We start from the raw sequence: 18,998 nt of genomic DNA on the forward strand, positions 1-18,998 counted from the left end.
CGCCAGCATACGCCAGCGCGTGCTTTAGCGCCGACTCAGGACGGCGACGCTCTCAACGTGCACGGTCTGCGGGAAGAGATCGACCATGTGCAGCGCCTCGACAGCGTAGCTCGGAGCCAGCGCCGCAAGGTCCCGCGCGAGCGTCGCGGGATCACATGAGACATACACGATCTGCGCTGGTGCAATCTTCGCGAGCAGCGAACAAGCCTCCACGCCCGCTCCTGCACGGGGAGGATCGAGCACCACCAGAGAAGGACGATCGCGGCCCACTGCCGCGCGACGAAGAAAGTCGACCGTCGTCGCCGTTACCGCGGTGCTCGCAGGACTGATCTTTTTGAGCGCAGGGCGAAGATCGTCAACCGCAATCGGGTTGGCTTCGACGGCCGTGACACGTTCGAAGTGCCGCGCAAGCACCCGGGTGAACAGCCCGACACCAGAGAAGAGGTCCCACGCCAGCGGTCCCGTGCGTGGTGCACCATCAGCCATGGTCACAAGGTCGACGAGGCTCTCCAGCAGGAATCGATTTACCTGGAAGAAGCCCCCACGCGTGATCCAGTAACTCTCCTCCCCTACGCGATACGCGAGGCCTTCCGCACCATGCTCGCTGAGCGTGCGCAGGATGCGACCCGATTGCGGATCTGCGTAGACCAGGGCCGCGTTGTCGAGCAAGTTGATGCCCAGCGCAGCCTGAAGACTCACGATCGCCCGCTCGAACTGCGGCATGGACCTCGTCTGCTTACTGCGCGCAAAAAAGGTGAGCTGCACACGCGAGAGATCGTGGTTCGCGAACAGCTCAAGCTCGGCGCTGGCCTCGAGCAGAGTCGTAGCCGCAGCGTCAGTTCGCGCGAGTTCCAGCAGCAGGGAAGCCCTGCTCCACAATGGCGCGGCTGCAATGGGGCACTCCTCGATGGGCAGGAAGATATGGCTCGCGCGGCGGCTATAACCGAAGCGAAGCTCACCGTCCACACGCTCAATGCGAAGGCGAATGCGGTTGCGATAGTGCCATGGCTCGGCCGCATGCGCTGTGATTGATGGAAGATCGCGCAGACCCGCGTCCGCAAACAGAGCCTCCAGCGCAGCCTGCTTGTGCTCGACCTGCGTCTCGTAGCGCAGATGCTGCAGCTGGCAGCCTCCGCAGGCGCCGAAGTGAGGGCAGCGAGCATCAATCTCCGCGGGTGTGTCGAGGATGCGCGTGAGATCGATCACTCGCCCACTCCCATATAGAAGAGGCTCAGCCGTGGCAGCATCCGCATCTCGAGGAGGCGCTTATGCAGGAACTGCTGCTGCACCTGTTTCAACTGCACCCCGGACATGCGCGAGCGATACGGCGCTAACTCGCGATCCGCCTGCTCACGCAGCGCGACCAGCTCCGCTTCGCTCGCGGAGCTCTGCAATGCCAGGAGCAACTGCTCCTCAAGAACCGTAAGCGTGCGATCGAGATCTTCGAGCCGCTGTGAAGGATCGAGCCGCAGCGAGCCAGCGAGCTCACGCAAACGTTGTGCCGTCTCGTGGACCTTCGCGCTCCATTCTCCCGTCGTCGCAGCCTCAAGCTGCCGCGCGGTCGCCTCGAGATAGCGCGCAACTCGTTCTGCTTCGAAGCCCGATTCTTGCTCATGCTGTGGCCGCTGCGCAGGCACGCCCGTCGACGACTCAACAAGCTCCTCAGCGGCATCGAGCACCGCCTGCGCACACCATGCCAGGCCATTCACCTTGCGCGCACGTGTCCCGCCGCGCAGCGCTCGCTCATCGTACTTGTCAAACGCATTGTCGATGCCGCGCAGCACAGCCTCCAGAGGAACGCCCGCTTCACGCCATGTCTCGATCAGCGCCCAGTCCAGCGTTGAGAGCAGCAGGATCGAACCTCGCCTGCGGCTGAAGCGCTCTTCGATCTCGCTAAAATATTCAAAGTAGTTCATAGGAGGAGATACAAGTGCCAGATGCGAAGCGCGAGTGAGCCGTACCTCGCATCTCGCCTCTCGCATCTAGTCTCTTCGTTACTTTCTTCTGTGCCGGTCCTGATTGCGCTCGTAGATCAGCCGCAGCCCGGTAAGCGTCAGCGTCGGATCCACGTTCTGGATGAACTTACTGTCGGGGCACAGCAGCGTCGCGTACCCGCCCGTGGCCACCGTCTTGGCATCCGGACCAAGCTCTGCGATCATGCGTTCGAGGATCCCGTCGATCATGCCGATGTGACCGTAGTACAGCCCGATCTGCAGGTTGTCCGTCGTATTGGTGCCAATGATCTTCGGCGGCTTGCGTATCTCCACGCGCGCTAGCCGCGCCGCGCGTGCAAACAGCGCATCGGCCGAGATGCCTAGCCCCGGAGCAATCGCTCCGCCAAGAAATTCGCCCTTGCGCGAGACCACATCGAAATTGGTAGCCGTGCCGATGTCCACCACAATCGCGGGCCCGCCGTACTTCTCGAACGCCGCCGCGCAGTTCACGATCCGGTCTGCTCCCACTTCGCTCGGCGAATCGACCAGGATAGGCAGTCCCGTCTTGATGCCGGGCTCGATGAACAGTGGCCGCATGCGGAAGATCGCCTCCGTCGCCTGGCGCATCGCAGAGTCCAGCGGCGGCACGACTGACGCGACCACGATGCCCCCGACGTCCTCCGTCTTCAGACCGCGTGTTGTGAACAGCGTGCGGAACAGCAGGCCAAGCTCATCGGACGTCTGACCGTAAGGTGTGCTCACCCTCCAGTCCGCGGCCAGTTCAGGCATCTTGCCTGCCTCCGCGGGATGAAAGAGTCCCAGCACCGTATTCGTGTTGCCAACATTGATGGCCAGCAGCATGTGTCTCTTCCCTTAGTCGCGCTCTTTTGGGCTGTCAACAAGCAGTCAGGGTTTATCGCGCTCGCGAACTCCGCCCGACCGCACAATGCGGCGCATGCCGTCATCACAGTCGACCTGCAGATAGCCATGCCCATCCAGCCCAGCGGTTACGCCAGTATAGCCGCCCTGCTCCGGCACACTGACGTATCTGCCTCGTGCCCATGTCGAGCGCTCGCTGAAGCGCGCCAGAAGTTTTTCCTTCGCCTCACCCTGCTCCAACCGAGTCAGCTCCAGGTCCACGCCACGCAGCAGCGCAATCGCAAGCGCGCTGCGGGACACAGGACCCTCCATCTCCAGCGCCAGCGAGGTGGCGAGCGCTGCGAGCTCGGCAGGGAACGCCGCATGGTGCACGTTGATTCCCACGCCAATCACCGCATAGCGCAGCATAGGATCAGGGCCCGGCTCGACCGCGCTCTCCACAAGGATGCCGCCTACCTTGCGCGTATGCTCGTCGCGCGACGCCAGCAGAAGGTCGTTTGGCCAGCGCAGATCGATGCGGAGCCCTGTGGTCTGTTCGATGGCGCTAGCCGCCGCGAGTCCCGTAGCCAGCGACAGCAGCAAAGCATCGCGTAATGCGAGCGTGGGCTTCACCAGCGCGCTCACGTAGAGCCCATCGCCGGGAGCCGAGTGCCACGCATGGCCTCCGCGTCCGCGGCCCGCGGTCTGCTCGTCCGCAAGATACACTGTGCCCTCCACCGCACCCTCGGCCGCAGCCTCCAGCAGCTCCGTGTTGGTCGAGCCAATATGCGCGAAGTGATGCACACGCCCGGCAAAGCGCGTTCCCACCAGCGCGCGATTGAGCGCTACCGGATTCAGGTCTTCGCTCTGTCGCGATACAGCCATCCTTCGTATGCTACGGCAGCACGCAGGAGTCGTGCCGCACCACCGTGCGGCTACGCAGCCAAAGCCAGCATCCAACAGAGGGCGACCTCGGGGCCGCTTCAGCGCACAACCTCTTATGCCAATTGAACTCACGATTCCCCTGCGGCACCAGACAGCCATGCTGTTGCTGCTCGCCATTCCCGTCGCCTGTGTCGCGTGGACCATCACGCACGAGGAAGTTTTCCGCGAACCCCGCGAGTTCTGCAAGAGCCGCAGCCAAAGCTGCCACCGTCTCGTCGAACGAAAATTCTTCTACCTCTTCACCTGCGAGTACTGCTTCTCGCACTACGTCTCAGCTCTGGCCCTGCTGCTCTTTCGCTTTCAGCTTCTCTACGCGGGGTGGCGCGGCTACATGGTTGCGTGGTTCGCCCTGGTCTGGCTCGCGAACGTCTACATGAGCGTCTTCAATCATCTCCGGCTCGAGATCAAGCACGAGAACGTCTCCATTGCCGTCGAACAGAAAGACCTTCCCGAAGCCGATAAACGCTAAGTACTACGCCGCCAAAGCATAGCGCCGGCAATGCTGCAGGTACGCTGCCTCGTGCTCGCCCAACAGCTCCACTACGCTATTCCACAGCCAGCTCGGCGCGTCCAGCGTCTTCGGCCGATGCCGATCGAGCTCCGCATTCCATCGCTTGCGCGTCCCTGCATCCATCTGCCGCGCATGCGCCCTGCCAACCACCGCCGCGAGGAATCGCGCCGCAGCCACTGCCTGATCGCACGTCATGCGTTCCATCTCCAGCTTCAGGTCTTGTGGCATTAGCTCGCGTAGCACGACAGGACGATGCAGCAGCGTAGCCGGCAGCATCCGCTCGCCGAGAAATGGCGAAAGCGCGCGTGCTCCGGTAACGACACGCTGCGCGAAGTCTGCAGGCTGTATCAGGCCGGCCCGCTTCAGCGCCGAGCGCGACGCCCCGGGCGCCGCCGCCTTCACGGCCTCCTTGATGTCGATCAGACGATAGCGCCGGTTCGCGCCCTTTCCCAACCCCAGCAGCACCGCATACCGTAGCTTGCCCAGCGACGAGCAGCCCTTCATCCAGTAAGCCGCATCCACGACAGCGACCTTCTTCGGCGCGTCGTCTCCAGCCAGGCGACGGATCATCGCCACCGTTGCCTCCTCCACGAACAGGTTTTCAATCGCTTCGCGCTCTTCCTCTCGCAGCGCCCAGAACCGCTTGCCCAAAGGGATCACCGGCTCCACTCCTTCGATGCGCTCATCCGCGAGATGCCTCCAGCGACGGTGCATCGAAACCCGCAGCGCATTCGCGATCGGCCTCAGCGCATCGCCCTTGGCATCGTCGCTGCGGATCGTCGATGGTCGCTTCAACGCCTGCTGATAGCCCTCCATCATGTGCTCCATCATGTGCGCCGTCGTCACGCCGGGAAGATCGTTCCCGCGCGCCGCCGAGGCCAACGAGAGAGCCAGCCGCACCAGGTCATGCGCTGGATTGCCAATCACCGTCTGATCCACGTCGCGAATCTCGATCTCGACCTTGCCCTCATGGTTCGCCACTGGCCCAAGGTTGCCCAGGTGGCAATCGCCACAGATCCACACCGGAGGCCCATCCGGAACGCTCTGCCGCTTGCTGCGCAGCAGCCACTCGTAGAACTGCACCGTGCTGCCGCGCACGTAGCGATGCGCGCTCTGCGCCATCTTGCGATGCTGCGCCCGCTCGAGAATCCTCATCCGTTCGGCGTATTCGACGGCCGACTCCCCGCTTGTCTTGCTGTTTCCGAGGGCCTTTTTTGCTGTTTTCACAATGCGGATAGGACGCAGGAGTCGCCTCGCAAGTTGTGCAGTAGGTCAAAGCAAAAGGGTGGTCTCAAAGAGACCACCCTCACCATACTGCGTCGTTGCGCGATTGCTTATGCCGGCGGCAGGCCGTCAAGCCCGTCCTTCGCCTTGTCCAACAAGGTCTGCGTCTCCGCGGCCTGCTTCTTCAAGCCCTCGACAATGTGCGCGGGCGCCTTCGCCAGGAAGCTCTCGCTCCCCAGCTGCTTCTGCGCAGACTCCACACCCTTGCTCAGCTTCGCAATCTCCTTGGTCAGCCGTTCGCGCTCTGCCACCACATCGATCTGCTTCTCATACACCACCGCCACATCGAAGCTCGCCGTCGAACGCGCATTGTTGCCGCTGAGCGCTGCCACAGCCAACTGCACGCTGCTGACGCGTGCCTGCTTGGCGAGCACGTCGGCATTCGCTGCAGCGAGCTTCGCCGCGTATCCAGCGGAGAAGACCTCAATCGGCGTCGCTTCCTTCTCCGGAACACCAAGCTCCTTGCGCAGTCCACGCACCGTTACGATGAGCTCCTGCAGCGTAGTCATCGCCTCGACGGAAGATCCATCCGCGGCAAAGTCCTCCGCCTGCGGATAGCGCGTCAGCGCAATCGACTTCGCCGGCACAGCGCTGTCCACGCTCGCATACAACGCATGCCAAAGCTCCTCGGTCAGGAACGGCATAAACGGCGAGAGCAGTCGCAGCGCGGCCTCGAACACATTCACCAGCGCACCCAGCGTGAGCTCGGTGACGTCGTTCTTCTCCGCGGTGAAGTCCAGCCGCAGCTTCACCAGCTCCACGTACCAATCGCAGAACTCGCCCCAGAAGAATTGATAGACGGCCTGTGCCGCCTCATCAAAGCGATACGCCGCCAGCGCTCGCTCCACATCTCCAGCAACAGAAGACAATCGCGAGAAGATCCACCGCGTCTCGAGCGGCGTGCTTGCAGGCAGCTCCAGCGAGAACGAATCATGCGAGCCAAGAGAAACCGTGTAGCCAGCCTCCTTGCCAAGCTCGATCTTCCCTTGCAGGAACCGCGCCGCGTTCCAGATCTTGTTCGCAAACGCGCGATAGCCCTCGGTCCGCGCCTCGTTGAACGCAATGTCCGTGCCCGGCGAAGCCTGCGAGGCCAACGTGAACCGCACCGCATCCGTCCCATACTTCGTGATGATCTCAATCGGATCGATCACGTTGCCCTTGGTCTTCGACATCTTCTGCCGGTCCGCATCGCGCACGAGCGCGTGGATGTACACAGCTTTGAATGGAACCGCGTTCTCAAGCGAACGCGGAGACCCATCCGGCATCGGCACATCCAGCATGAAGTGCGAGCCCAGCATGATCATCCGCGCGACCCAGAAGAACAGGATGTCGAACCCCGTCACGAGAAGCTGCGTCGGATAGAACGCGCTCAGGTCCGGCGTCAGAGAGCCTTTGTTCTCTTGGCCCTTGACCCTTGACCCTTGGCCCTCATCAAGGTTCCACCCAAACACCGTGAACGGCAGCAGCCCCGACGAGAACCACGTGTCGAGCACGTCGGTCTCCTGGCGAATGTCCGTGATGCCGCATCCCGAGCACGCGCTCGGCGTTTCTACCGACACCGTAATCTTCCCGCACGCGCCGCAGTGCCACGCAGGAATCCGATGTCCCCACCACAACTGCCGGCTGATGCACCAATCGTGGATGTTGTTCATCCACTCGAAGTACGTCTTCGAGTACATCTCAGGCGTGAACTTGATATGCCCATCGCGAACAGCAGCGATAGCATTCTCTGCAATCGAATCGCCACCAGTCTCCGGCTTCTTGTTCACCGCGAGGAACCACTGCATCGAAAGCCGCGGCTCGATGATCGCGCCCGTGCGTTGCGACACTGGCAGCGTCAGCGTGTGGTCCTTGATCGCAACGAGATGTCCGTTCGCCTCAAGATCCGCAACGATCTTCTTCCGCGCCTCAAACCGGTCGAGCCCATCGTAAGGAGAACCCGCCAGCGCAATGCGTCCCTGCTCATCCATGATGGAAGGCTGCGGAAGCTTGTGCCGCTGCCCGATCGCGAAGTCATTCGGATCATGCGCCGGCGTCACCTTCACCGCACCGGTCCCAAACTCCGGGTTCGCCCACTCATCGGCGAGCAGCGGAATCTCCCGATCAGCTTCCCCATTTACGCCGCTCAACGGAAGCACCAGGCTCTTACCCAGCATCGCCGTATAGCGCTCATCGCTAGGGTTCACGACCACTGCCACGTCGCCCAGCATCGTCTCCGGCCGCGTCGTCGCAATGGTGATCGACCCCGAACCGTCCGCGAAGTCATACCGCACGTGATACAGGTGCCCCGCGCGCTCCTCGTTCTCTACCTCGAGATCGCTCACCGCCGTCTGGATCTGAGGATCCCAGTTCACGATGTACGCCCCGCGATAGATCAGCCCCTGCTCCCACAGGCGCACGAACGCTTCCTTCACCGCCTTGGACAGCTTCTCGTCCATCGTGAAGTACTCGCGCGACCAGTCCACGCTCGCACCCAGCCGCTTCATCTGGTCGGTGATGGCCGAGCCATACTGCTGCTTCCACGCCCACACACGCTCGGTGAACGCCTCGCGGCCCAGCTCCTTGCGGCCCGGCCCACCCTCGGCCTTCAGCTGCCGCTCCACCATCATCTGTGTCGCGATGCCCGCATGGTCCGTGCCCGGAACCCACACGCTCGTGTCGCCCTTCATGCGATGCCAGCGCGCCAGCACATCCATCTCCGTCTGGTTGAGCATGTGGCCCATATGCAGACGGCCCGTGACGTTGGGCGGAGGAAGAAGCTGAACAAAAGGGTTGCGCGCGCGGCCATCGGCCGGCGTCGCGACGTCAAAGAGGCGTTCTTCGATCCAATACTTCGCCCACTTCTCTTCAATGGTTGAGGGATCGTATGCCTTGGGAAGTTCGTTGCTGCTGGCGGGACGCTCGTTGCTCATACTGCCCTTAAGGGTAGCAGCACAAGCGCGCAAACCCTTGGCCCTATCCCCTTGGCCCTATCTCCTTCTCTACCAGCCCTTCGCCCTCCGCAGCTCCGTCACATGCGCCGTGTGGTGCCGCGAGTGCCACTGGTACACCAGCACCAGCAGCTCAATCGTCTGGCGTCCGTTCTCGCTGTGTGTGATGCCCCGCTGCCACTGCTCTTCGCTCAGCCCCTCCAGCATCGCGACCCAGCGCTCATGCAGCCCATCCAGGATCACCAGCGAAGCCTCAATCGGCAGCGCCGAATCCGGCAGCTCCGCAAACTTCGCCTCGTCGTAACCAGCGGCCATAGGCCAATCCTCGGTCAGCGCCTTGCGCATCCGATGGAACGCCGTCATGTGCGAATCCGCCACATGGTGCACCACCTGCCGCACCGTCCATCCACCTTCGCGATACGGCGTGTCCAGCTGCGCATCGCTCAGGCCCGCGACGGCCGCACGAAACCTCACCGGCAGCTCCCGAAGCGTCGCAATCGCAGCGACGCGGTCTGTCGCCGCGATCGAAACCGGTTTGCGGAAGTCACCAACGGGATAGCGCGGATCGAAAGCAGGATCAGTAGGCATAGAAGCAAGATAAGCGATTCGGGACTCCAAACCCACGGCCCGGAACTCGAAACTCGATCAAACCTCTTTCCCCCAACTGGCCCACGAATTCTCCGTCAATCGCGTCTGATCCAGTTGCGAGTTGCAACACCGCGCAGTGAGGATAGAACGCATGAGCTGGATCCGCCTTGTCGTCGTCGCTTCGGTGCTCGTTGCCGGATGCAGAAGTGCTCCACCTGCGGCTCCTGCCACAAACGGAACCTTCGTTCCGGACGGACAGGTGGTCCCCGTTTCGGGTGGTACACCACAGCCACAGGCAGCTGCGTCGACGTCCGATGCCGCACAGGATCTTGCCATCGGCGCAGTCGCAGGAGGCTTCGCCGGCTTCGATCGCAACGACTACCCCGGCGATGCCGCCATGGCTGCCATGAAGAAGACCTTCGCCTTCACTGGCTATTGGGTCACCCCGCCTCCCGGCGAGACCGCCAACAACTGGGCAGGCAAGCGCCTCCTGCTCAAGCAGCAAGGCTGGGGCTTCCTCGTGCTCGCCGACGGCCGTTTCGACAAGGAGATCCTCGCCGCCCAGAAGAAGGGAACTACCCCCGAGCAACTCGGCCAGCAGGATGCCGCCAAAGCCATCGCCTCCACAAAAACCGAGGGCTTCCCAGCCCACACCACCCTCTTCCTCGATCAGGAAGAAGGCGGGCGCCTTCTCGACGAGCAGGCGCAATATCTTCTCGCCTGGACCGAGGCCATCGCGAAGTCAGGGTTCCGCGCCGGCGTCTACGCCAGCGGCCAGCTCGTCCAGGACGATCCCGGCAAGTGGATCGATACCGTTCGCGACATTCGTCAGCGTATCCAGACCCAGCACCTCCATGAAGTTGCGATCTTCGACACCCAGGATGCCTGCCCGCCCGCACCCGGCTGCACCGTCAAAGGGGCAAAGCCGCTCTCCGCAGCCGGCGAGCCCGACCTCAGCGCCTGGCAATACGCCCAGTCGCCCCGCCGTCCCGAAATCACAAAGGCGTGTGCGGCAACCTACGCCGCCGACGGAAACTGCTACGCTCCGGGCCTCTCTGACGTCTTTCTGGACATGGATATTGCCTCCAGTGCAGACCCCTCCCACGGCCGCTGATCCGTCTTTCCGGATCTGCACGTCGGTCTCGTTCGGCGCTACACTGTCCCCACATGGCCAGCGCGGTTCAAATCCCGGTGTCCGAGTACCTCCAGACCACCTTCCGTCCGGATCGTGAGTACGTGGATGGAGAAGTCCTGGAGCGCAACGTGGGAAAGTGGGAGCACGCCCGTCTTCAATGGCTGCTTGCAGGCTGGTTTCTGCAACACGAGCAGCAGTGGGACGTCATGGGCAGCACGGAGCAGCGCCTGCACGTCTCCACGACTCGCGTTCGTGTTCCGGACCTCGTCGTCCTTCGCCCCGGTCCACAGCCTGACGTCCTCACCGATCCGCCGCTGCTCATCATCGAAATCCTCTCCCCCGACGACACGTACTCCGCCCTCGAAGAACGCTGCCAGGACTATCTGTCGATGGGGGTTGCGACCGTCTGGATCATCGATCCCAGTACCCGCAGCGGGCGCGTTTGTCTGGCTACCGGATGGATCGCTTCCCAGAGGCTTGAGGTCGCCGGAACGCCCATTTACGTCGATCTTCCTGCGCTCTTTGCGCGCCTCGAAACGCCCTCAGGATCCTGAATTGGGAAGCCCTCTGCGCTGAGACGAAGATTCCGTTCGGAATCCCCTCCTTTTCCGGACGGATCCAGCCTGGAATTTGCCTCCAAGAGCTGGAAGCACTGACGGAATCGGTCGGCGATCGGCGTCGCCGCACCATTCGCGGCGATTCGGCCATTACAATGGAATGAATGGCTGCTGCTCCGCACACGCCCGCACCTGAGGTTCTCGATCACAAACGCTGGTTCTTCACGCATCTCGGACTCAGCGAGAGGCTTCTCGAGCGCTGCCTCGGAGAGGCCCTTTCCGCTGGCGGTGACTTTGCCGATCTCTATTTCGAAGCGGTCACCTCCACCTCGCTCGGCATCGACGAAGGCATCCTCAAGACTGCCGCGCAGGGCATCAGCGTGGGCTGCGGCATCCGCGTGCTTTCGGGCGAGCGCACCGGCTTCGCCTACACCGACGACCTCTCTCCCGAACGCCTGCTGAAGGCCGCCCGCACCGCGGCGCTCATCGCCAATGGCCCGCAGGTGGAGCGCGTGCAGGGCTTCCACAACACCCACACGCCGCAGCTCTATCCTGTGGCGGGCTTCAGCACGGACGCTGAACTCAGCACCAAGATCGCGCTCATCGAACGTGCCGACAAAGCCGCCCGCGCCTTCGACTCCCGCATCACGCAGGTCCGCGCCGGCATCAACGACGAGCTCCGCCGCATTCTCATCGCCGCCTCCGACGGCACCTACGCCGCCGATACCCAGCCCCTCGCCCGCTTCAACGTCTTCGTTATCGCGCGCGAAGCCAAAGAAGGAGCAGCCTCGCAGAATACCGCGCGCGGAACCTCCGGCGGCGGCGGGCGCGTGACGCTCGACTTCTTCGAGCAGCCCGGCAAGTCCCCCGAGCACTACGCCCGCGAAGCCGCCCGCACCGCCATCCTGCAGCTCGGCGCCACCGCTGCTCCTGCCGGCGAGATGGAAGTCGTCCTCGGCCCCGGCTGGCCCGGCGTGCTTCTGCATGAGGCCGTGGGCCATGGCCTCGAGGCCGACTTCAACCGCAAAAAGACCTCAGCCTTTGCTGGCCTCATCGGCAAGCAGGTCGCATCCAACAAGGTAACGGTCGTCGACAACGGCACCATGCCCGGCCGCCGCGGTTCGCTCAACGTCGACGATGAAGGCAATGCTACCCAGGAGACGGTGCTCATCGAGAACGGCATCCTGCGCGGTTATCTCTCCGACAAGCTCAGCTCGAAGCTCATGGGCATGCCCAACACCGGCTCCGGCCGCCGCGAAAGCTACCAGGCCATCCCCATGCCGCGCATGACCAACACCTACATGCTCAACGGCGAGGACGATCCCGGAGACATCATCCGCAGCGTCAAACGCGGGCTCTATGCCGTCAACTTCGGCGGCGGCCAGGTCGACATCACCAACGGCAAATTCGTCTTCTCCGCGAGCGAAGCCTACCTGATCGAGGACGGCAAAGTGACCGCTCCCGTCAAGGGCGCAACGCTCGTCGGCAATGGGCCTGAGGCTCTCAAACATGTTTCGATGGTCGGCAACGACCTCGCACTCGATGAAGGCATCGGCACGTGCGGCAAGGCAGGACAGAGCGTTCCGGTGGGTGTAGGTATGCCGACAATCAAGCTCGACCGAATGACAGTTGGGGGAACCGGACGATGATAGAAGAGACGATCGCCACTACGACTACTAAGGCCACTAAGGCCCCTACAAAGACCCCGAAGAGCACCGAAGAAAAGCGCGAGAAGATCTACGAGTGCGAAGTCAAGCGCCGCCGCAGGACGGAGTCCGGAACCTTCCAGCCGTTCTGGAAGCTCAAGTCCGTGCAGGAAGCGGTGGAAGATGAAGACACCGAGTTCCGTTGCAAGGATTGCCACGGCCGCGTGAAGCTGTTTCGCAAGCGGCTGCCGGCAGGCCCGGCCTCGCACGTCGAGCACCTGATGAAAGAGGACTCGGAGTACTGCCCCGGAGGCATGTACTTCCGCCGCTCTACTGACGGCCGCGAGCCAAGGATGTCCGAAGCTCCCGTAAAGTAACGCGGTCTGTACGTACTCGCGAAGCCTCCACGGCACCCATGCCGTGGGGGCTTTGTTGTCCGCGCGCGAAGTCTTCGCGCCCACTCGCAGAGCTACAGCACGGACTCGAACACTGCAGCCAGCTTCGCATGACCCTGCCCGTTGGGGTGAATCGTATCCGCGTAATCCGTACTCGGATTCAGCACGTTGTAGGTCGGCGCCGTCGTGATGTACAAGCCCTCCGCCGTGAAGCTGGAGAGGATCTGCGGGAGCTGCGCGTCGTACGTCGCGATGTTCGCGTCGACCGTCGGATCGATGCTGTTGATGATCTGCGCAATGAGGATCCGCGGAGATCCCGGTACGGTCGCGTAGTTCTGTGTTGACGCTCCTGCCCACATCACGGAAAAGAATCCTCCCGTCGCGGATGTCTTCAGCTGCGCCGTATGCATGCCCACCGCGCCCAGTGGCACGGTCTCGAGAAACACAGTGTCGCTCACGTTGTGCGCCGTCAGGATCGGATGCCCCGTATTGACCTGCGTGTTCAGTGTGTCCACCACAGTGCCGTCGACACTCAGCGTCGCTGAGCCTGGCGTCAGGGTGCCCGCATCGAACACCCGGTAGGCCACAAACAGGCTCCGATTCGCCACCGCCTGGTTCACCATAAACGTGATCGTGTCGTTCGGCTTGGTGGTCGCCGCTCCGAATCCCAGGTCCTCGACCCAGTCGGTCCCAAGCGCGGCGTCCTTCCCCAACACCTTGTCCGCTGCCGGAAGCCCCAACCACGCCAGCGAAGCCCGCAGCGAGAGAGCCCAGTTGCTCAGGCACCCCTGCGTCCCACCGCAAAAATCAGCATCGTTGGTGCCGATCATTACCGTGTACAGCTGGCTCGCGCCCGCCGCTGGAACGGCATTGAGGTATAGCCAATCCCGCGCCATATCCGCGGCCTGATCCCCGGGACGGCACAGGTTAATCCACGTCTCCCCAAGGTAAGCATTCAGCAGCGGCGCATAACCGTACTTGCTGACGACAAACGTGCCCAGGCTGTTCGGCGTCTGGTCGAGAACCGGCTGCGCGATGTAGGCGCACGTGATCGAGTCGCCATAGTTCTGCACCTGCGTGGCCTGCGGTGTCAGCGGAGTATTGGGCTGCGTGATCTGTGTCGTACCGACTTGTATCGAATGGGTGTTCCCACAGCCCCCAGACATCAGGAGCATGGCGCTGCATACAATGGGAAGGCAGCGGAGAGCGAAGTGTCTCCCATGCGCGGGATGAGACATTGAATCTCCCAGAAATCGGCGGGTACAGAAGATGGATACTAGCGTAGACCGGCTGGTGGCGGCGAAGCAATTGGATGCACTGGCCGAGCAGGCGGTGGAGCGTGCGCTCGCCGCCGGAGCCTGCGATGCCGAAGCCGTCGCGTTTGCCGGCGAAGAGTTTGCGGTTCACGTGCGGCTCGGCCAGGTGGAACAGCTCACCGAGTCAGGCTCGCGCGCTATCGGACTACGAGTCTTCTTCGACAGCCCTGATGGTCAGCGTACCGCAAGTACATCAAGTTCCGATCTGAGTGACGACGGTCTACGCAAGCTCATCGATGGCGCAGTGGCTCTCGCCAAGGTTACAGGCCCCGATCCCTTCGCTGGCCTGCCCGAACGTGGCTCGTTTGCTCACCCACCTGCAACGGACGAGCTATGTCTCTACTTCGATGACGTTGACGCCATTCCTGCGAAAGAACGCATCGAGATCGCTCGCCGTTGCGAAGCCGCGGCCATGGCCCACGACGCCCGCATCCAAAACTCCGCCGGAGCTGACTTCGACGCCTCCAGCACCCATCGCGTCATGGTCAACTCCCGTGGCTTCCGCGGCGAATACCGCCGCAGCTACTGTGGCTTCTCCGTAACCCCCATCGCGCAGGATGCCACTGGCGCCATGCAGCGCGACTACTGGTACTCCTCCGCCCGCACCGCGCGGCTGCTTGAATCACCCGAGAGCGTTGGCCGCAAGGCCGCCGAGCGCGCCATCCGCCGCATGGGAGCCCGCCGCGTGCCCACCCAGAAGTGCCCCGTGGTCTATGCGCCCGAAATCGCCCGCGGCCTCATGGGCAACCTGCTCTCCGCAGCGGACGGCGACTCCGTCTATCGCAACGCGTCCATGTTCTCCGGCAAGCTCGGCGAGCAGGTCGCCGGTGAAAACATCACCATGGTCGATGACGGCACCATGGTCTTCGAGCACTCCCTTGGCGGCGACAAGCTGCTTGGCGGAGCCGAAGGCTCCATCCGCGTCGGAGGCTTCGGCACCTCGCCGTACGACGGCGATGGCCTCGCCACGCGCCGCACCGTCGTCATCGAGCGCGGCGTGCTCAAGGCGCTGATGCTCAACACCTACACCGGCCGCAAGCTGCACATGGAATCCACCGGCAAAGCCTCGCGCTCGCTCGCCGGAGCCCCCGGCATCGGCGGCGGCAACTACTTCCTCGAGCCCGGCGCCCTGACTTGCGACGAGCTCATCGCCGACGTGCCGCAGGGCCTGTACGTCCTCTCCACGATGGGCTTCGGCGTCAACCTCGTCACCGGCGACTACTCCCTCGGTGCCAGCGGCCTCTGGATCGACGGCGGCGAGCTCGCCTACCCCGTCGAAGAGATCACCATCGCCGGCAACCTCAAGGACATGTTCCGCAACGTCAGCGCCATCGCCAACGACCTCGAATTCCGAGGCTCCGGAGCCGTCCCCACCGTCCGCATCGAAGGCATGACCGTCGCCGGCAGCTAGAGCCGTCGCGGGAGATCGCGCGTCCCGTGGATGACACGTAAGATCACTACGCGATCTCTCCTGCGAAAGACAATCTGGTAGCGGAACACACCGTGAAAAAGATAGTCGCCAGCGATGACGTCCGGACGCCTGTGTCCCATCGCGGGAAGCCGAACGAGATCATCGATGCCCGCGTAAATCGCGCTGACCACGTGATACGCTGCGTTCGAGCCTGAATCTCGCTCAATGTAATCGTAGATGTCTTCTAGGTCGATCTGAGCCGGCTCGGTCAGGATGTAATCAGCCACGGACCAGCCCGGCCCTCAAGCGTTCTATGCGGGCGCGGGATTCCGCCGGAGTCACCATCGCTCCCCGCCTCTCGGCGTCGTCAGCTTCATCCAGCAAGGCCTTAAGCCTCTCCGCGGGAATACTGGATAGCAGATCCTCGTGCTCCATCTCATCCAGCAAATCGAGCGCCCTCGACATTACTTCTGAGGCTGATACCCATTTTCCCTCGGAAAGCCGTCGCTCAATCCGCTGTTGCACCTCGGGCGTGAGTGTCACTGCCATGCGCGAAGTATACGCCGCACCCCAGCGCCAAACTACAATCCAACCTGTGAGCGCGGCCTACGAATTTCAGCATCGCGTCGAGTTTCTTCCCGAAGACGCCGACCGCATCCTGCGCCTGGTTCCCGCGGGTGCAGGCGTCTTCGCGCTCCGCGGAGCCGACGAATCCGCCGAGCCCTACCTCACCCGTGCCGCTGACATCCGCCGCCGCCTCAAGCGCCTCCTCGCACCGCCGGAGATGCGCAGCGAAGACGGCCAGCCTGTCCTCTCCAAGCGCCTCAACCTCCGCAACAAGGTCCGCTTCATCGAGTGGACCCACACCGGCTCCGAGTTCGAATCCGTCCTCGTCCTCTACTGCGCCACCCGCGCCGTCTTCGGAGCCGACGTCGCCCGCAAGCGCCTCCGCCTCTACGCTCCCTACTTCCTCCGCATCACGCTCACCAACCCCTACCCGCGCGTCTACGCGACCAACAAGCTCTCGAAACGCGCTCTCAACGAGTTCATCGGCCCCTACCCCTCACGCGCCGCCGCCGAGCGCCACTGTGACGCCGTCCTCGAGCTCTTCAAGCTCCGCCGCTGCTACGAAGACCTCGCGCCGTATCCCGAACACCCCGGCTGCGTCTACGGCGAGATGGGCAAGTGCCTCCGCCCCTGCCAGCAAGCCGTCACCGACGCCGACTACCGCGTCGAAGCCGACCGCGTCTACGCCTTCTTCCTCACGCGTGGCGAGTCCATGCTCACCCAGCTCGCCGCCGACCGCGAAGCCGCCAGCGAAGCGATGGACTTCGAGCGCGCCGCCGCTCTCCACGCCCAGTACGAAAAGGCCCGCGCCGCCGCCAACCTCGCCGACGAACTCGTCCGCCCCGCAACGGAACTCCGCGCCCTCATCGTCCAGAAGGCCGCACCGATCAACGTTGAGCCCACTGCGGACTCCCTGCAAAATGTGTCATCTCGACCGGAGTCCGCGCTCTTTGCGGACGCAGTGGAGAGACCTGCTGTCGTTTCTTCCCCCACGCAAGCTGAGCTCGAGAAAACACACGACACCAACCTCGACGCCGCCATCTTCCTCTTCGAGCGCGGCCGCATCGTCGGCCCCCAGCGGCTGTCCACCCTCGGCGTCCGCGCGGTCCGCGAGCAGACGGCAGTAGGAAGCTCCCTCTTCGCCCAGCCGCTCATGCTCGCCGCCATCCCCCTCGCCGAGCCATCCCATCCGGACGGTACTGGAGACGCAGGCAACCCCTTGGCCCTTGGCCGTGCACCCTTGACCCTGAACGCTGAGACCTGGGCGTCAGTCGAGCCCACACCGCCCCCGGCAGTCCCCACTAGCCCCTTGGCCCTTGGCCCTAGCCCCTCGACCCTCTCTCCCGAAGACCGGGCCCGCGCCGTCTTCGCCGATCTCCACGCGAAGGCCGAATCGCTTGGCGACCCCGAACTCTCCGAGCGCTGCGACTTCCTCTCCCTCTTCCGCCGCTGGTACTACCGCCCCGAGAAACAACGCGCCGGCGAAGGCTTCCTCCCGAATGACGCCGGAGAATGGCCCGTCCGCCGCATCCTCAACGCCTCCGCCCGCGCCGTCCTCGGCCCTCCCGCCGAAGCCCCGCCCGTAGACCGCGAAGCCGCCAAGGAACTCACCAAAGACCTCAAAACCCGCACCCTCCACGAAGGCCGCGAAGGCGTTGAACGCATCGTTCCCGTCCTCCCCAAACGCGGCCGCCGCGGCAAAGCCGTCCTGCCATCACAGCTCATCGATGATGCGAACCAGAACCCCCGTTAGGCTCCTACGCGTCACCTGTGCCCAAACTCCGTGAAGACATAATCCTTGCTCTTCACGCTGGAGTGGCACGCATACCCGCACTTGGCGTCGTTCCCCTGTGGTGGCTTGTCCGATAAGTTTCCGAGCCGGAACGTATCCGACGCTGCGTCATACTCGAAGACCGCGTAACCCCATCCGCCGCTGTCCGCAAACCTCTTGCTGTCCTTCACCATGAAGTCAACGTCATGCTGGGCGTCTGGCACAGTCGGGGCGCCGGGTTCCGCGGCATTCACCTTCGGGATCCAATGGACCTTCGCCATCTTGGCGCCATCCGGGAACGGCTTACCGTTCCCAGGAATGCCCGCCTTATAGGCGTTGATCATCACAGGATTTCCCAGAATCGCCGCCAGCGCATGTCCGTTATGGCTGAGGGAGATCACCGGCCAGCCTTCATATCCTCTGAATTCAGAGAAAGCCAGTCCATTCGGCACTTTGAGGGTGTACTTGTCCTGCGCGGAAACAATGCCTTGTGCCTTCGCGGGAACAACCGCGGAGGCGGAGACAGCGTTCAGCTGAGGAAGCTTATGGATGAAATGGACAAGCTTCCAGGTGTCGTTTTCAGGAAGGCTCGACTTCCAGGCAGGCATCCCTGTGAGGCGAACTCCGTTCTGGATGATCCAGAATAATTCCGCGTCGGTCCAGTGCTGCACGTGGGCCGAGGTCAGGTCCATGGCAGGCGGGTTCATGTTGCGCCCGACATTGGTATCTCCGCGCGCATCCGCACCGTGGCATTGGGCGCAGGACCCTAGAAACACCTCCTGGCCCTGGCTCACGACCTCATCCGTCGTGGGCAGCGGGTTCTTCATCTTCCCAGCCTCTAGCGGAATGGAAACGTCCTTCGCCGCATTGGCCAGGCTGGTTTCGCCTTGGGAAGGATGGTCGCCTGCGGTGCAACCTTGAAGCAAAACGCCGAGCATGGCAGTCATCACGCCGAGCATCAGCTTGTGTTGTAGCGCCACGCTTTGGGCACGTTCGCGCCGCTCGCCAATCCGCGGCATACCCACAGAGTTCCTCGTAAGTTCAGGCATGAAAGTCTCCTTTACAAAGAAAGTTTCCTGGGCCCGATGGTGTGCGTCACCCCTCGCAAGGTCTGTGTTCCGGCAACGAAAACGAAGCGGTCCGCTCTTCT

General features: G+C 63.1%; 18 protein-coding genes. 7 read left to right on the forward strand and 11 right to left on the reverse strand.

Going from position 1 to position 18,998, the window contains the following annotated elements; all coding sequences use genetic code 11:
* Nucleotides 1-24: 24 nt before the first annotated feature.
* From AC5E6W_RS19425 to AC5E6W_RS19440, 4 genes are all read right to left on the reverse strand, one after another.
* Complete coding sequence (locus AC5E6W_RS19425) at nucleotides 25-1,206, reverse strand: class I SAM-dependent RNA methyltransferase (protein WP_491753991.1); 1,182 nt, start codon at nucleotides 1,204-1,206, stop codon at nucleotides 25-27.
* Nucleotides 1,203-1,916 (reverse strand): hypothetical protein, encoded by a 714-nt coding sequence (locus AC5E6W_RS19430; protein ID WP_491753992.1) that lies wholly within the window; start codon nucleotides 1,914-1,916, stop codon nucleotides 1,203-1,205. Before AC5E6W_RS19430 ends, AC5E6W_RS19425 begins: the two co-directional genes overlap by 4 nt.
* Before the next feature lie 78 nt (nucleotides 1,917-1,994).
* Nucleotides 1,995-2,795 carry a type III pantothenate kinase gene (locus AC5E6W_RS19435; RefSeq protein ID WP_491753993.1) on the reverse strand — a complete coding sequence of 267 codons (801 nt, stop codon included), beginning with the start codon at nucleotides 2,793-2,795 and terminating at the stop codon, nucleotides 1,995-1,997.
* A gap of 45 nt (nucleotides 2,796-2,840) precedes the next feature.
* Nucleotides 2,841-3,677 carry a biotin--[acetyl-CoA-carboxylase] ligase gene (locus AC5E6W_RS19440; protein ID WP_491753994.1) on the reverse strand — a complete coding sequence of 279 codons (837 nt, stop codon included), beginning with the start codon at nucleotides 3,675-3,677 and terminating at the stop codon, nucleotides 2,841-2,843.
* A gap of 115 nt (nucleotides 3,678-3,792) precedes the next feature.
* Between AC5E6W_RS19440 and AC5E6W_RS19445 the strand changes: the two genes are divergently transcribed.
* Nucleotides 3,793-4,206 (forward strand): hypothetical protein, encoded by a 414-nt coding sequence (locus tag AC5E6W_RS19445; protein WP_491753995.1) that lies wholly within the window; start codon nucleotides 3,793-3,795, stop codon nucleotides 4,204-4,206.
* A gap of 3 nt (nucleotides 4,207-4,209) precedes the next feature.
* Here AC5E6W_RS19445 and AC5E6W_RS19450 read toward each other — a convergent pair whose 3' ends face one another.
* The 3 genes from AC5E6W_RS19450 to AC5E6W_RS19460 all read right to left on the reverse strand — a co-directional run bounded on the left by AC5E6W_RS19450 (nucleotide 4,210) and on the right by AC5E6W_RS19460 (nucleotide 9,050).
* Nucleotides 4,210-5,403 (reverse strand): DUF2252 family protein, encoded by a 1,194-nt coding sequence (locus tag AC5E6W_RS19450; RefSeq protein ID WP_491753996.1) that lies wholly within the window; start codon nucleotides 5,401-5,403, stop codon nucleotides 4,210-4,212.
* Nucleotides 5,404-5,582: 179 nt separating this feature from the next.
* Nucleotides 5,583-8,444 carry a valine--tRNA ligase gene (locus tag AC5E6W_RS19455; RefSeq protein WP_491753997.1) on the reverse strand — a complete coding sequence of 954 codons (2,862 nt, stop codon included), beginning with the start codon at nucleotides 8,442-8,444 and terminating at the stop codon, nucleotides 5,583-5,585.
* 69 nt (nucleotides 8,445-8,513) lie between these two features.
* Nucleotides 8,514-9,050: a YfiT family bacillithiol transferase gene (locus tag AC5E6W_RS19460; protein ID WP_491753998.1), complete on the reverse strand. Its 537-nt coding sequence runs from the start codon at nucleotides 9,048-9,050 to the stop codon at nucleotides 8,514-8,516.
* Between the two features lie 151 nt (nucleotides 9,051-9,201).
* Between AC5E6W_RS19460 and AC5E6W_RS19465 the strand changes: the two genes are divergently transcribed.
* The 4 genes from AC5E6W_RS19465 (at nucleotide 9,202) to AC5E6W_RS19480 (ending at nucleotide 12,765) form a co-directional block, all read left to right on the forward strand.
* Nucleotides 9,202-10,164: a glycoside hydrolase domain-containing protein gene (locus AC5E6W_RS19465; RefSeq protein ID WP_491753999.1), complete on the forward strand. Its 963-nt coding sequence runs from the start codon at nucleotides 9,202-9,204 to the stop codon at nucleotides 10,162-10,164.
* A 53-nt stretch (nucleotides 10,165-10,217) separates the two neighbouring features.
* Complete coding sequence (locus tag AC5E6W_RS19470; protein WP_491754000.1) at nucleotides 10,218-10,739, forward strand: Uma2 family endonuclease; 522 nt, start codon at nucleotides 10,218-10,220, stop codon at nucleotides 10,737-10,739.
* Nucleotides 10,740-10,906: 167 nt separating this feature from the next.
* On the forward strand, nucleotides 10,907-12,391 hold the full coding sequence (tldD, locus tag AC5E6W_RS19475) for a metalloprotease TldD (RefSeq protein WP_491754001.1): 1,485 nt from the start codon (nucleotides 10,907-10,909) through the stop codon (nucleotides 12,389-12,391).
* The gene (locus AC5E6W_RS19480; protein WP_491754002.1) at nucleotides 12,388-12,765 is read left to right on the forward strand and encodes a hypothetical protein; all 378 of its coding nucleotides are present in this window, start codon (nucleotides 12,388-12,390) and stop codon (nucleotides 12,763-12,765) included. Before tldD ends, AC5E6W_RS19480 begins: the two co-directional genes overlap by 4 nt.
* A 92-nt stretch (nucleotides 12,766-12,857) precedes the next feature.
* Here AC5E6W_RS19480 and AC5E6W_RS19485 read toward each other — a convergent pair whose 3' ends face one another.
* On the reverse strand, nucleotides 12,858-13,958 hold the full coding sequence (locus tag AC5E6W_RS19485) for an SGNH/GDSL hydrolase family protein (RefSeq protein WP_491754003.1): 1,101 nt from the start codon (nucleotides 13,956-13,958) through the stop codon (nucleotides 12,858-12,860).
* 94 nt (nucleotides 13,959-14,052) lie between these two features.
* Here AC5E6W_RS19485 and AC5E6W_RS19490 point away from each other — a divergent pair, with 94 nt between their 5' ends.
* Complete coding sequence (locus AC5E6W_RS19490; RefSeq protein WP_491754004.1) at nucleotides 14,053-15,510, forward strand: TldD/PmbA family protein; 1,458 nt, start codon at nucleotides 14,053-14,055, stop codon at nucleotides 15,508-15,510.
* Here the strand turns inward: AC5E6W_RS19490 and AC5E6W_RS19495 are convergent.
* Nucleotides 15,507-15,797, reverse strand: coding sequence for a type II toxin-antitoxin system RelE/ParE family toxin (locus AC5E6W_RS19495; protein WP_491754005.1), 291 nt, complete (start codon nucleotides 15,795-15,797; stop codon nucleotides 15,507-15,509). The two genes, AC5E6W_RS19490 and AC5E6W_RS19495, sit on opposite strands and share 4 nt — an antisense overlap.
* Nucleotides 15,790-16,059: a hypothetical protein gene (locus AC5E6W_RS19500; RefSeq protein ID WP_491754006.1), complete on the reverse strand. Its 270-nt coding sequence runs from the start codon at nucleotides 16,057-16,059 to the stop codon at nucleotides 15,790-15,792. The genes AC5E6W_RS19495 and AC5E6W_RS19500 overlap by 8 nt, the downstream gene beginning before the upstream one ends.
* On the opposite strand from AC5E6W_RS19500, the gene AC5E6W_RS19505 reads away from it, so the two are divergent.
* Complete coding sequence (locus AC5E6W_RS19505) at nucleotides 16,058-17,830, forward strand: excinuclease ABC subunit C (RefSeq protein WP_491754007.1); 1,773 nt, start codon at nucleotides 16,058-16,060, stop codon at nucleotides 17,828-17,830. The two genes, AC5E6W_RS19500 and AC5E6W_RS19505, sit on opposite strands and share 2 nt — an antisense overlap.
* Nucleotides 17,831-17,841: 11 nt before the next feature.
* Here the strand turns inward: AC5E6W_RS19505 and AC5E6W_RS19510 are convergent, their stop codons facing one another.
* Nucleotides 17,842-18,897, reverse strand: a complete 1,056-nt coding sequence (locus tag AC5E6W_RS19510) for a cytochrome P460 family protein (RefSeq protein ID WP_491754008.1) — start codon at nucleotides 18,895-18,897, stop codon at nucleotides 17,842-17,844.
* Nucleotides 18,898-18,998: the final 101 nt, after the last annotated feature.

This window comes from Bryocella sp., from assembly GCF_058498515.1.

Bases quoted from the DNA above. Each gene is read 5' to 3' on its own strand.
- AC5E6W_RS19430 (WP_491753992.1), bottom strand. From the start codon at position 1,916: ATGAACTACTTTGAATATTTTAGCGAGATCGAAGAGCGCTTCAGCCGC.
- AC5E6W_RS19435 (WP_491753993.1), bottom strand. From the start codon at position 2,795: ATGCTGCTGGCCATCAATGTTGGCAACACGAATACGGTGCTGGGACTC.
- AC5E6W_RS19440 (WP_491753994.1), bottom strand. From the start codon at position 3,677: ATGGCTGTATCGCGACAGAGCGAAGACCTGAATCCGGTAGCGCTCAAT.
- AC5E6W_RS19445 (WP_491753995.1), top strand. From the start codon at position 3,793: ATGCCAATTGAACTCACGATTCCCCTGCGGCACCAGACAGCCATGCTG.
- AC5E6W_RS19450 (WP_491753996.1), bottom strand. From the start codon at position 5,403: ATGAGGATTCTCGAGCGGGCGCAGCATCGCAAGATGGCGCAGAGCGCG.
- AC5E6W_RS19455 (WP_491753997.1), bottom strand. From the start codon at position 8,444: ATGAGCAACGAGCGTCCCGCCAGCAGCAACGAACTTCCCAAGGCATAC.
- AC5E6W_RS19460 (WP_491753998.1), bottom strand. From the start codon at position 9,050: ATGCCTACTGATCCTGCTTTCGATCCGCGCTATCCCGTTGGTGACTTC.
- AC5E6W_RS19465 (WP_491753999.1), top strand. From the start codon at position 9,202: ATGAGCTGGATCCGCCTTGTCGTCGTCGCTTCGGTGCTCGTTGCCGGA.
- AC5E6W_RS19470 (WP_491754000.1), top strand. From the start codon at position 10,218: ATGGCCAGCGCGGTTCAAATCCCGGTGTCCGAGTACCTCCAGACCACC.
- tldD (WP_491754001.1), top strand. From the start codon at position 10,907: ATGGCTGCTGCTCCGCACACGCCCGCACCTGAGGTTCTCGATCACAAA.
- AC5E6W_RS19480 (WP_491754002.1), top strand. From the start codon at position 12,388: ATGATAGAAGAGACGATCGCCACTACGACTACTAAGGCCACTAAGGCC.
- AC5E6W_RS19485 (WP_491754003.1), bottom strand. From the start codon at position 13,958: ATGCTCCTGATGTCTGGGGGCTGTGGGAACACCCATTCGATACAAGTC.
- AC5E6W_RS19490 (WP_491754004.1), top strand. From the start codon at position 14,053: ATGGATACTAGCGTAGACCGGCTGGTGGCGGCGAAGCAATTGGATGCA.
- AC5E6W_RS19505 (WP_491754007.1), top strand. From the start codon at position 16,058: ATGCGCGAAGTATACGCCGCACCCCAGCGCCAAACTACAATCCAACCT.
- AC5E6W_RS19500 (WP_491754006.1), bottom strand. From the start codon at position 16,059: ATGGCAGTGACACTCACGCCCGAGGTGCAACAGCGGATTGAGCGACGG.
- AC5E6W_RS19510 (WP_491754008.1), bottom strand. From the start codon at position 18,897: ATGCCTGAACTTACGAGGAACTCTGTGGGTATGCCGCGGATTGGCGAG.